The organism is Rudanella paleaurantiibacter (genome assembly GCF_009184635.1).
Lineage (GTDB): Bacteria > Bacteroidota > Bacteroidia > Cytophagales > Spirosomataceae > Rudanella > Rudanella paleaurantiibacter.
Map to the genome: position 1 here is coordinate 345,990 of NZ_WELI01000003.1, position 12,858 is coordinate 358,847.

The window sequence follows — 12,858 nt, forward strand, 5'->3', positions numbered from 1 at the left end:
CTAAAAAACAGAGCGAAGGGTTTCAGGAGGCCCATCCGGTATAGCCCGGGGCTGAAAAGCTCCGTTTGTGACGACGAATGAAACGATGGCTGAAGGATGACTTTTGGCTTTGGCACGCCAGGGCTTGGACTTTAGCTTTTCGACGACTTCCCCTCGCTATCGATACGAGCATTGTAGACAATATTGTCATCAGGGGCAATGGATAGGTTGCGTGTGCGCCCAGATGCCGCCGTTTTCGTCGGTGACGACGACGGCCACCCGATTGTCATCCGGGTCCAGGTCTGCTTTTTTACCGCTGCCATCCCCAAAGACGTTCACCGAGCCCACTACGTTCCCTTGCTCATCGAACAGGGGACAGCGGGCAAAGAACTCCCGGTTGTAAGCAAAGCGTACGGGCTGATCGCTCAACAGTGTACCGCTACGGTCGAAGCGCAGAAACTGAAAGTGACGAAAAGGGACGTTCTTATCGGTCGCATCCTGCCGGAGGGCAAGGGCTTCATAGTGACCATTCGACAGGGAAAGCATATGACCATCTTTGAGCCAGAAGGGTAAAGCATAGCCCCCTGTCCTGGCCTGTATCTGACCAGCTCCGGGCGCGGGTGACTCGGGCCGCATGATCAGCTTGCCGGTCGTAGGGTCGATAGATAGGTTCTGCTGGGGATAGGTGATATGGAGTGTGGACGCCGTACCAGCTCCATTGCTCACCAGCCGGGGCGCAAGGGGTATGGCACCGGGCAGAGAGGCCTGAGGAAAGCGGCTGGCAATCTGACCAAAGTCGCCCCCATAGGGTAAGCGCAGTGGGCCATCATTGCTGTTGGTACCGAACACAGCCCAATCATGCCCAGCCCCCAGATTAGGGGCTTGCCCAAACACCTCACCTGGCGAAGCTCCGCCCTCAGCGGGTACTACCGGTTGACCGGAAGGCCCCAGCACGAGCGTCTGCATGTAGAGGGCATTGGACGAAAAAACGGCCCCTTTAGGCTTTGGCGTTTCGGCAAGGGGTAAGGTCCGGCCCGCGATGGGCATCAGGGTAGTGAGGGCTACTCCACCACCCGCCGGACCTACATGGAGCACCTCAACTGGGAAGGGTGGCAACTTAAACGCGTTAAACGAAAAGTCGTTTGTTTGGACGGGTTTAATAGCTTGCCCTATGACTAGCAGGGGGCTAAGTAGGATTGTATTAAGGAAGATAGTGGTTTTGTAAAAGTGGTGCATTGGATTGGTGGTTATTGTGAGATGCCATTGTATTTGGCTTTAGTCTTTGAAGAGAAGTTTCATTCCCTTAAGGTTTTCTTTGTACAGTAACCCATCAGTGAAGACTTTCAGAGTTTGGTCAAATCGTTCGGCCAGCAAGCCAGTATCTTTACTTTCGAAACTATCGAATCTGTGTAGCCATGTGTAGCCCATACTGATTCCGACCACGCGCTGAGTAACGAGAGCTTTTGGTGCAAAATCTGTAAGAAGTTTGCGCAGTTCATACACGAGTAAATGCTTTTTATTGTTGTTTGAAAATTTGTAACGTCTCGTCTCTTTCTAACTGGAGCAGGTATCCTTCGTGTAGCACGGGTTTATTGGAAAGTGGCACACTATTCTTAAGCTGAATGCATTGATGAATAGTGAAGTCCTGACGGTTGATGACCAACAACTTTGGGCTGTTCCCTGATGCAATGGCTAGGAACTTTGCATCAATAGCAGGAGCGGTATGAAACACAGGCGTAAAGTCAACCGACTCAAAGAGTGGACGATGGACTAATTTTCGTAGAATTTGCCCAGACTGTGCGTCAATCTCGTAATAGTGTTCCGAGAAGATATATAAAACACCTTCGTAAAGAGAACAGTAAAAGGCCCACTGCGAGGAGAAGGGAACTTCCCAGCATACAGCCCCCGTGCTGATGTCGAGTGCAACCAACCACTGCCGGGCGACTTCAATGATAACAAGGTTATCGTGTATCCACAGGTTACGAATTTCGCCGTCGGTAGGCCCCTTGTCACTAAAATGATGGCCTTTTTCTTTAACATAAAACTGCCATACCTTGGTACTATTCCGTATGGAGAGACCGCTTATTGAAGCTGTACCCTCTCGAATTAAGAGTGTTTGATTCTCGATATAGCCATCGCTAAGGTCAGGAGCAGGATACTCCCAAAGTACAAGCCCATTAGTTGCATCTAGCAGTTGCATCATCCAAAGGCGATCATCAACTTTTCGACGAACTAAAATCTTATGTTCTGATATATATTTTACCTGTAAACCGAAGCCATTAGCCAGATGGATCGAATGTTTAACTGTACTGGTTATTTGATAAAGCGATGTCAGGTCTCTTATCCAGATACCAGTTACATCGATTTTTTCAATGACCAGTTTTGAGTTGTGTGTGTAGGAGTTAGCTTCCTGATAAGGAGGTTTCCAATGTACAACAGTCATACCGTCGCTATAGACAACTTCCCCCTTAAAAAAAGCAATGTCTCTACTGATGTGCGGAATTGATTTTATCCGGTCAAACATAAATCACTGTAGACTAAAAATTGAATTGAAGTTACGATTTACAAAATCCGTTATATCGGAGTCTGTTAGCCCTGTTAATGGATTTGAGTTCGGAAAATAGGCGTTCAATTTAGCTGGAGGTAGGGCATTTAATGCTGCCTTTCCGCTAGCGGACCTTAGTACATCTTCTACGTCTGCTTTCAGGCCCGCCATGCCGTTCGGATACTTGCCATCAAACACCCATCCTAATTCAGACAGTGCATTAATATCGGTTAAATCCCGTTGCACAAACTGCTTGATGAACGACGCGGAATATAGTTTTTTCCAGCTTTTGACCTCGATTCGCTTCCCAGTTTTGAGCAAAATATCAATGAATCGTCCACCGTTCTGCCCGTTCACATATTGCTCGAAAGACTGGATCTGATCCCACAAAGGGTTCGGTTTAGTCGTTAGGGCAGCCCGCAGTACCATCTCCGCGCCAGTAAACTTCCAGGTTGATTCACAACATAACTCTTTCAAAACGTCCTCACTGTTAAGAATACGTCGGTCATTCAGTGCTTTCAAGCCGTCGAGCAACTCATCTTCCGAAAGCGTTTTGCCAACCAAGTCTTGAACCGTTTCGCCCGCATCATCCACGTAGGTGATGATAGTGCCAGGTCGAACATCCTTCAAAAGTTTGGTAAAAGTTTTGTTGAATTCGAGAGAAGTCCAATTGAAGCGGTTGCTTTTGAGCAAAGAAGATAACTTTTCCAGTGTTGCTATCGACTTTTTAGCCGTACTGCCTGATTCGCGCAGCACTTCCCAGGCTTTCACATCCAGCTCACCCGCGTCGAACTTACGCAATAGGTCCAGCGACTCGTCGGAGCCAAAGTCCTGTAAGAACGCCATAAAGGTTTGCTCGTTGCTGAACTTACTCTGCAACTTCTTGAGCAATCCCAGCACCTCGTCGGCCACTTTACTCGTCCCAGTCACCAAACCGATCATCGTCGCCCCAGCCTGTTGAACCTGATCGGCAACCGAACTCAACTGCGAGGCATAGCCCGCCAGTTTAGTAGCAGCCCCTGCCAGTCCCTTCCACATGAAGGCTATGGTGATGCCGTCGCGTCCGCCCTGATAGAAGGCTTTGGGGCCACCCGCTGTATAAGTGGCCACGTGTTCCCGAATGATGTTTTTCACCGTTTCGGGCCTGATTTGCCGGATTCCATCCCAAATCTGCTTTGCCTTAGCAGGTTCGGCGGCAATATCCAGGGCTAAATCTACAAACTGTAACCCGTCGGTAAACTCTTCCAGAGTCTGGTCGGCTCCCCCAGCCAGTATGTTGGTAACCTCGGCCCGCAACGCCCATACTGAGTCTGGCAACCCGATGAATATCAGGAAAAAAGCTATAAATAACCGAAAAGGAAGTAAAGCAAACATCGTTTACAAGCGACTTTTTATGGTCGTTTTGAGGAGGGTTATTGTTGGGGAGCTTCAGTTTCCCGAATGCGCCAAAAGTCTTCGCCCCAGTTTTTGTAGAGTTGAGACAATTTAGGGCCGTAAAGCATCCGTTCCTCTGGACGAATGCTAAATCCTCGGATCAAGTCAAGAATATCTTCTGCTACAGAAATAAAACGAGGTTCGAGGTCGGGTCTGTCAATGATGATTCGATCAAGGTTAGCCGAACCGATTCCTACCAGAAGGGCATGGTTCATGTCGTTTGTGCCAATAAGAAAAACTTCCTGCTGCCAGATGGCATCCTCCTGAGGGTAGAATTCGTTCATCAGCTCCATACACTTGACTGGCTCATAGAATGCGCCTAGCAAGACATCAATGTTCTGATGATTTGCATCACCAAAGTTTCTTGTTCTATCCTGTGGAGGATAGTAGAAATTATACGGATTGATAATTGTGTCGTCACCCAGAAGTTTATAAGAACGTATGAATGCTTTATAAACAGGCGGCAGTTTAATGCCATTACTTTCCTCAAATGAGCTAATATTTAACTGCTCACCTTGTGTTCTGGGAACTAATAGTTCTAGTCCGTTCTTTTCTTGCATTTTAAAAATTGGTTAGTATTGTGGAGAAGGGAAAAAGTCCTGAATACCATACCTGATAACAGCGGCTCCACCGGTGTGAGGAACGCCCGTACCAGCTGCGCTAAAACTCCTATTATGAACCTCTATAGGAACAGGCATTAGCGTTCTGCCATCTTCATGATGATGCCACACACATTCTACCCAAGTACCTGAAGCATCCTTGATCTTACAGCGACCATTGGGAAGCCCTTCAAAATTTTCTATTCCATAACTGCTGGCCCAAGTGTTTGCTGTTTTCATATCAGTAATTGTCCCGTTGAGTGTTTGGCTGGTATACCTGATTTTGCGTCCGTCAGCCAGTTGAGGGACAAAGGGAACAAAGTTAGGATGTCCATACACATCAATATCCACGCCATTGTATGTTACGGGTGGGTCAGAAGCCCTGCCACTGGGCAATTGCTGGTTCTCGTAGTATTTACGGATGTTTTCTTTGAAGGCGTCAGTGCGCCCTACCATTCGGTTCAACAGTGCTTTGTTCTGCTTCACCCACTTCTTACCATCGGGCAGGCTGCGAAGTATCTCCCAGCCGCGTACGTCCAGGAAGCCAGCATCAAACTGGCTCAATGTGGTCAACGCATCGTCGCGGCCATACTCCTGCAAGAATGCAAGGAAATTTTGCTCGTTGCTGAACTTACTCTGCAACTTCTTGAGCAATCCCTAGCACCTCGTCGGCCACTTTACTCGTCCCAGTCACCAAACCGATCATGGTCGCCCCAGCCTGTTGCACCTGATCGGCAACCGAACTTAACTGCGAGGCATAGCCCGCCAGTTTAGTAGCAGCCCCTGCCAGTCCCTTCCACATGAAGGCAATGGTGATGCCGTCCCGTCCGCCCTGATAGAAGGCTTTGGGGCCACCCGCTGTATAAGTGGCCACGTGTTCCCGAATGATGTTTTTCACCGTTTCGGGCCTGATTTGCCGGATGCCATCCCATATCTGCTTTGCCTTAGCGGGTTCGGCGGCAATATCCAGGGCTAAATCCACAAACTGTAACCCATCGGTAAACTCTTCCAGGGTTTGGTCGGCTCCCCCGGCCAGCACGGGGGACAGCCCTAAACTGACAGAAGCAAGCGAAATCCGCCTACCGGGAACGATGACCAGCAGGAGTATTAGGAGCAAGCGTGACAGATGGGCCGGGTAGGGCATGGTCTTGTTTGATAGTTTATTTGGCAGCAATCAACTACTCACTTTGTAGCAATTCCTCTGAATCAGGCGATTTGTCGGGCGTATTATCGTCTGTTGGTTGGACTCGCCCCGCCCGGATATCTGCTTCATAGGAAGCCGTTATCTGGTCTCGGACCTTTTCGGCGTGACTGCGCTGAGCCTCAAATAGCTCGGCTCGTTCCTCTGGAGTCATCCTAGCTATTTGCTCATCCGACTCACGGATAAGTCGATTGATGCGATCTCTAAATTCTTCTGGCGTTTCCTGCTTTTCCATAGCTATTCTGTAATGTTAGAATTGGCATCCGGCTGCTGGTCTACGGGTGGCGTTTTGTTGTCTGCTGTCTCCCCCTGTTGAGGAGTTTTACCAGCGGTATCGTCCAACACATCGGGAAACGAGACCATGATTTCGGAATGTACAAGTTCACCATGTCGCCGAGCAGCTTCATCTAAAAGCTGCTGATCTTCAGGACTCATTCGGTCATAACGTTCCTTAGCCTCACCTAAAATACGCTTCATGTACTCCTCGAAGGTCTCATTCGGCCTACGGTTTACATCAGGTTCCATAAATTACTCGGTTAGTTCGATTAAATATATACTGCCTTTCGCATCCGAAGAGAGTTTAAAATCGGTTACTTTGAAAGGTGAAGTACTTTTGAAAAGTACTTCGCTCTCTTGGTATTTTACTGCTGCTGACATTCCACTCATATCAACTCCGCTACGGCCATTCACAGTAAATACAACCCGGATTTCTCCATCTTTAACAGCTTGGTCAGCAAAGCGTTGAGCAACTATTGGGTCTTTACTACTGGAAGTAAATGCCTTTTCGAGGTTAGATGTACCATTTCTATATGCTAACTCATATTGGTCAATTACAAAAGGGGGCAATGAGGTTCCTCGAAACGTTGTTCCTATACGCTTGGGCAATTTATCAATGGCATCATTCAGGACAGTTTGAAACGAACGCAGGTAATCGTTCATCAAAGCAGGATTGCGTAAGGCACTGTTTAACTCTCTAAAGGCGGGAGTCGTATAGTGGTAGATTGCTGTTACGTGTTCAAACGTCAGGTTTTTAAAATCGAGGCTTTCATCACTGATGACTCGTTTTAAGTTGTCGCGTACCGTTTGGTTGCCGAAAAACCTTAGATACGTAGCATTTGTCCGGTAGCTGCTGGTTGCCAACGCATCGTATGCTTTGATGTCTAATACGTCTGTATCGAACTGTTGCAACAAATCAGGCTTGTTTTCAAAGTCTTTTTTGAATTGATCGAAAAGTCCGCCCCTGTTGAGAGCCTTGAATTTCTTTTGCAGACGGAGAAGCATTGCTACAATATCATCCGCCCCGCCAGCCATGAGAGCGACTACCGTAGCGCCGGCCTGCTCAACTCCCGTTGCAGCTTTTGCGACCAGTGAAGCCAGTCCCTTCCACATGAAGGCTATGGTGATGCCGTCGCGTCCGCCCTGATAGAAGGCTTTGGGGCCACCCGCTGTATAAGTGGCCACGTGTTCCCGAATGATGTTTTTCACCGTTTCGGGCCTGATTTGCCGGATGCCATCCCAAATCTGCTTTGCCTTAGCGGGTTCGGCGGCAATATCCAGGGCTAAATCCACAAACTGTAACCCGTCGGTGAATTCCTCGATTGTCTGATCAGTACCACCAGCTAAAACGGCAGGTACTTTCACTACCGACTCTGTGTAGCCTGGGGCCTGTGGGTTCCAGGTCGATTCAGGTACTTTGGCTAATTCGATTAGCTTCCCACTGATGTCTTTTAAGCCAACGATGAAGGCGAAGATGTTTGAGTTTTTGTACTCAAATTTACCCTCGGCCGGATCGGTCAGCAGGCTGCTATAGTTTGTATTCGTCCCTTCGCCGGGGGAAGTTTCAGTACTGCGCTGAGCTAGTAGTTCTTTAGCCTTGCGATCAAAAGCATCGTTGATCTTTGCTGCCGTCACCCGTTTGGCACTCCACTTGGCGTTTTCAGCAGGTTGAACACGAAACTCCGTTTTCACTGTTGCCCAGTTTTTGGTAGTACTATTCCAGCAGGCCCGTACCAGGATGTTGGCCTCACCAGGACGGTCGGTTGTAGCTGAGCCTGTAAGCGTCTCGCTTTGGGTGGCCGTTACATGCACATACTTGTTTGGCTTGGCGCAATCGTAGAGGTACACATCGGCTCGCTGGTTGTTAGCGGCCAGGATGGTCTTTAGCCCCTGCCCATACTTCGCTAAAAACTCATCTGTCTGACCACAGTCACTCGTCGCTACCCATACCGACGCTTTTGGTCCGTCAATTTGCCCTTCGGCCGTGAGTTTCGTTTTAAAGACTTCAGCTTTACAACCTCCCTGGGGATCAATACGATAAGTGACCGTGAAGACCTCGGGTAATGCCGTAGAAAATGCCCGTAACGGATAGAGCGTTTTATCTCCTTCTGCAATGTACTGAATCGCGTCAGAGCTACTCTTTAGAGGATCAGCATAATACTTCTTGGTTACCTCCTGGAATGACATCAACCGATTGGCGTTCCGATCAAAGATGCTCTGATCAATCATGCGGATGTCAAGCTTAGCTCCCTTGGGCAGGTCCACCACCTTTTTGTCGCCCACCGCAAAAAATACTAATGGTTTGAGCAATTCGCCTGTAGCTGAGAAGTACTCATTCGGTTTAGACTTCGGTGGGGTAGCGGTGGCATTCGCGCTGGCTGCTTGCTGAATGTCATTGACCTGCCCGGTGAGCATATCGGCCGTAACGGTACAACTGGCGCTGGTTGCCGAACGAGCAGTATTACGATTACCAACTCCACTCGTTGTGGGGGCAGGGGCTGTACAGGTTAAGAAAGTTTCGGCATCTGCCTGGTAAGCTTGACATTTAGCCAACAGCGTCGCTTTCTGATCCGCGCTTAACTCATTATTACTCGTAATATTCTCGCATAGTTGCGCATTAGCCTGTCGAATCTGCGCTTGTTGCTCCGCCGTGCCCGTGTATGTATTGTAAAGATCCACAAGTCGAGTGGCCAAGTCCCGAATCTGGTCAATAGCCATATCCACCGAGCGCACACCACCCCAGGCTGGGTCATAGGCACTCACAACAGTCCCGCTCACCAGTTCGTAGCAGTCGTTCACCACGGCACTGTTTAGCTCTACGGCAATGCGTTGGTTTTTCAGATACGGTATCTCGGTGTAACCTTTGCCTATCCAGCCGGAAGCTCCGCCACCTATTACCTCCGTCACTACCACATCAAAGTCGCCCGTACGGATGGTGTCGCCGGGGGCGAGGTTGGTTAGTGGAGTGGTGTCAATGCTACTGATAGGTGTGGCGGGGGTTGTGCCACACTGATAGGTCTGTACAACGGTGTTACACAACGACTTACTCAGGGTCAGGTAAGCCACGCAGGTGCGGTTGTCGGCTCCGCTCACCGTCACCTTGTATTCCCCAATCGCGGTGGCCGAGAGGGTGGGGCTGCTGCCGAGGGCGGTGGTGGTGCTCTCCCCAAATCCATACGCCCCCGCCCGGCGGCTGAGGGGCCAACGGGTGAGATGGGGGTGGTATGTGAGGGTGGGGGTGAGCACGGTTGATTAAGGCCAGTAGTAAAAACGTCCATCACCTACAGGAGTAGTTAAAACACCTCCATTATCGTCTTCGATATACCAAACAATTGATCCCGGACATTCATCCAGAAACCACCAGTAGGCACTGTGTTCATCCCAGGTTGCCTCATCCGCAGGGAATGCTTTCTGAAACAGGTTAGCCTGCTCAGTAGGGCTGCCTACCAAAAAAACACCATTTTTGGCCAGTACAGCCAGGTTATCATTCAGGATGTGCTCTAAGACATAGCAAAACAGTTGGACCCTTTGATGATAATCCTCAGAGATTGTTTGTGGAAAATCGTAGAAATCCCATCGTTCCGTTTTGAACCAAAGATGTTCTAAATCCTGGTAGAGGAAACAGGTAATGATCTTATCTAAACTTGCCTTGCTAATCATACCCTATTGAAATTTAAGTTCTATTTTTTTGTCGTTGACGACTGACAATAATAGGTTCTCGTTGACTACATCTATTGTCCATCGGGCCTCAGTTAATGCCTGATTAGTTAGATTACCCAAATTGCGGAGTCTGATTTGAAACTTTTGATTACTTGGGTCGGGATACCAGGTCCAGATCTTACCTTGAGGTATTTCTCTGAGTGTAGCATTACTCAGTTTACTACCCGCCAGCGTTTCTGCTAACTGAATAATCTCATTATCTGTAGCACCCGCGAAAATTTTGACGGTTCGGCTGTCACGCGGATTCGCTACATTCTGAAGAATCTTTCCCCTGATAGTCAATGAGTTCAGGTAATCCGTCTTATCGAAAAGCCTCACAACATCACCCAGCGGACTAGTGATGTCGCCCCGAATCCCTGAAAGCGTATGCCAGGTATTGTCTTTGAGTTTGATCAGCAACAACCGCCCTACCACCTGCTCCCCAAAAGGATTGATAAAGGGCTGATTGGTCAATTGCATCGAGTGTGCAATGCTACTCTCGGTGATGTTCTTCTCCAACCACTTGATGTTGCTCAACACCCCACCCGGCCCGATTTTGGCCAGCCGCAGGTTAGCTGCCAGCCGAACGGTGATGTAAGCGTTTCGGGAACTCAGCAGGCCCGCTTTGGCCAGGCCGAAACTCGCTTGTGCCAGTGCTTTCCAGCCGGTCAGTGTGCCAACCGTGAGTACATCAAAGTCAATGTTGAAGGGTTCAATAGCCCCTGACCCTGTTACAGTGAAATCGATGCTCCGTTTGATGCCCTCGTAATCAGCCGAGATTGTCGTCAGGAAATTATCCGAGAAACTACGGCTATTCACATAATCATTAAACAGAGCCAGACTTTGCGCCCGGTTAAAATCCGGGTCAAGTACCTTTACATCACCCGTCAGGTAGGCAAAAGCCTTGATGACTTCCCGCACCCGGCTGATGTACTCCCGCTTGCTGTACCAGCCCGCGCTCCAATCGCTGATACTGGGGAAAGTAGCGGCCTGTAGCGAAGCAGGTGCTCCTGCGAAGTAATACCACTCCTTAAAGCAGGACTCTGGTTTGGGGCCATCCGGCCCGCCACCGATGCGCGTACCCACCGTTGTTGTCATTTGGCCCTCTAAACCGGGCCGCGTTGGTCGGGGGGCATCGGGTGCCTGACAAGGCGTTAAAGGATTGGTTAAGGTAGTATTTATTTGGGCAAACGCGTCGGAAACCGTCTCTTTCGAGCAAGCTGGTGCGGCCAGTCGGGCTGTAGCTGTTGCCATACGTGCTGATGAACAGGCTTTTAAGTCCTCCCAGGCTTTCTTTGCCAACGTTAAATCTGCCAAACCTTGTGAGCGTTGTTCGTCAGTCAGATCAGGATCATTCAGAATCTGGGTTTGCAACTTGGCGATGTACTCATCAATACGCTGCTTATCGCCATCACTGCCGGAGAAAGTGAGCATGGCGTCCTGAACTTTGGCAAGCGTTGTCTGCGGATCGTCGTTGTCTGCGCCAATATTGGCCGTGTTTATATCCCGCACCTCACCCCATGCCGGGTCATAAGCACTCACCACCGTTCCGCTCACCAGTTCATAGCAATCGTTCACCACCGCGCCGTTTAGTTCTACGGCAATGCGCTGATTCTTTAGATACGGTATCTCGGTGTAACCTTTGCCCGTCCAGCCGGAAGCTCCGCCCCCTGTTACCTCCGTTACCACCACGTCAAAGTCACCCGTACGGATGGTGTCGCCGGGGGCAAGGTTTGTCAGAGGAGGGCTTCCCGGTGTACCTACGGGCGTGGCCGGATTTGTGCCGCACTGATAGGTCTGCACCACCGTCTGGCATAGGGTCCGGCTCAGGGTGAGGTAGGCCACGCAAGTGCTCGCATCGGGTCCGGTTAGGTTTACTCCATACTCGCCCACAGCCGTGGCCACGACACTTAGGCTACTGCCCAGACCAGTGCTTACCCCAGCTGCTGTTTTGTAAAACCATTGGTAGGTGTAGCCTTGTAACAATGCGCCTTCCAGACTCTCTACCGATAAAGTGAGCGAGGCAGGGGCTGTTCGGGGTATCTTCGTTGTCTCCTTGCCCTTACTGTCTTTGGCAACGATGCGCACGTCGCAGCTTTGCGTACTGGTCGTCAGGGCGGTAGCACCGGTTACGGTACAACCACCCGGCGCGGTGGCCGTCAAGGTATAAAGTGCCGTAGCCGTTGCCGTCGAAAAAGGAACGATTAGCGTTGCCGATGTAGCGGTGGTACCGGTTGGTGTTCGCCAGGCATAAGTTGCCTCTGGAGTAGCGGGGGTCAACCGGGCGGAGAGCGTGACCGAACTCCCGTCAGCGAGGTTGCCCGCTGGATAGGCTACCGAAACGCTCAGAGTCGGAGCCGAGGTAATGGTCAAAGCGGAGGGGCTTACTGTTCCTTCGATCAGGGGATTAATACTTATCACCCGCACCCGATAATTTACGCTGCTGGCCAGCGTCGGCGGAAGCGCTACCTGCATACTGGTGGCCGTACTACCCAGTGTCGACAGACGGGTTGGCTGATTAAAGCTGCCTCCCGCATCGGACAGTTCAGCGACAAGCCCGGTCGCCGTAGTAGCGTTGGTGGCTAGGATGCCCGTTTGCGAGAAGGGAACCGTCAGCTCCCGGCTAAAGCACACACTCGCCACGGGAAGCGTTCCCGTAACAATCCGGGCACCGGTCACGGTGACACTCGTCGTGCCAACGGCTTTACAACTGCCAATGGTTGCCGTTACCGTATACAGCCCCGACATGTTCGCGCTCACCCCTACCTGCGATAAAAATCGGCTTGTACTCGTTAGCCCCGTTCCGGCTGGCCCAGCCCAGACGTAGGTAGCCGTAGCGGTAGCACTGGCGGGTTGGGAGACAGGCATAGCCGTCAGTGACAGGGTTTCGCCCACCGTCAGGGCCGTTACCCCCGCAATGGTAACCCCATTTTGGATCGTAATGACATTGGAAACCAGCGATAAGCTTCGAATATCGTCGATCTGGCACCAGGACATATATGATTTAACGTAAGTTACTGAAAACCGCTGACGTTGTGCCTTCGACAGGCTCAGGCTGACAATCGGTTAGAGAGCTGCCAGTCAGCCTGAGCCTGTCGAAGGCACAAGCGCCATCAACTATTTAT

Annotated in this window: 11 protein-coding genes; all 11 read right to left on the reverse strand. The window is 50.3% G+C overall.

Translation table 11 applies throughout. The features are described from left to right. Window positions 1–189: 189 nt before the first annotated feature. The 11 genes from F5984_RS10095 to F5984_RS10145 all read right to left on the reverse strand — a co-directional run bounded on the left by F5984_RS10095 (window position 190) and on the right by F5984_RS10145 (window position 12,730). Entirely contained in the window at window positions 190–1,095 is a 906-nt protein-coding gene (locus F5984_RS10095; RefSeq protein ID WP_152124133.1) for a hypothetical protein, read from the reverse strand. A 400-nt stretch (window positions 1,096–1,495) separates the two neighbouring features. Continuing rightward, a complete protein-coding gene (locus F5984_RS10100) occupies window positions 1,496–2,503 on the reverse strand; it encodes a PQQ-binding-like beta-propeller repeat protein (protein WP_152124134.1) in 1,008 nt (335 codons plus the stop codon). Between the two features lie 3 nt (window positions 2,504–2,506). Next, complete coding sequence (locus F5984_RS10105; RefSeq protein WP_152124135.1) at window positions 2,507–3,898, reverse strand: hypothetical protein; 1,392 nt, start codon at window positions 3,896–3,898, stop codon at window positions 2,507–2,509. A gap of 38 nt (window positions 3,899–3,936) precedes the next feature. Further along, window positions 3,937–4,518, reverse strand: coding sequence for a hypothetical protein (locus F5984_RS10110; protein ID WP_152124136.1), 582 nt, complete (start codon window positions 4,516–4,518; stop codon window positions 3,937–3,939). A gap of 12 nt (window positions 4,519–4,530) precedes the next feature. Further along, window positions 4,531–5,211, reverse strand: a complete 681-nt coding sequence (locus F5984_RS10115) for an HNH endonuclease signature motif containing protein (protein WP_221412960.1) — start codon at window positions 5,209–5,211, stop codon at window positions 4,531–4,533. Further along, window positions 5,189–5,674 carry a hypothetical protein gene (locus F5984_RS10120; protein ID WP_185155476.1) on the reverse strand — a complete coding sequence of 162 codons (486 nt, stop codon included), beginning with the start codon at window positions 5,672–5,674 and terminating at the stop codon, window positions 5,189–5,191. Before F5984_RS10120 ends, F5984_RS10115 begins: the two co-directional genes overlap by 23 nt. A gap of 61 nt (window positions 5,675–5,735) precedes the next feature. Beyond that, complete coding sequence (locus F5984_RS10125; protein ID WP_152124138.1) at window positions 5,736–5,993, reverse strand: hypothetical protein; 258 nt, start codon at window positions 5,991–5,993, stop codon at window positions 5,736–5,738. Window positions 5,994–5,995: 2 nt separating this feature from the next. Next, complete coding sequence (locus tag F5984_RS10130; protein WP_152124139.1) at window positions 5,996–6,283, reverse strand: hypothetical protein; 288 nt, start codon at window positions 6,281–6,283, stop codon at window positions 5,996–5,998. Between the two features lie 3 nt (window positions 6,284–6,286). Continuing rightward, a complete protein-coding gene (locus F5984_RS10135) occupies window positions 6,287–9,100 on the reverse strand; it encodes an ADP-ribosyltransferase domain-containing protein (protein WP_152124140.1) in 2,814 nt (937 codons plus the stop codon). A 186-nt stretch (window positions 9,101–9,286) separates the two neighbouring features. Further along, on the reverse strand, window positions 9,287–9,694 hold the full coding sequence (locus F5984_RS10140; RefSeq protein ID WP_152124141.1) for a DUF596 domain-containing protein: 408 nt from the start codon (window positions 9,692–9,694) through the stop codon (window positions 9,287–9,289). A gap of 3 nt (window positions 9,695–9,697) precedes the next feature. Then, complete coding sequence (locus tag F5984_RS10145; RefSeq protein ID WP_152124142.1) at window positions 9,698–12,730, reverse strand: hypothetical protein; 3,033 nt, start codon at window positions 12,728–12,730, stop codon at window positions 9,698–9,700. Between the last annotated feature and the right edge of the window lie 128 nt (window positions 12,731–12,858).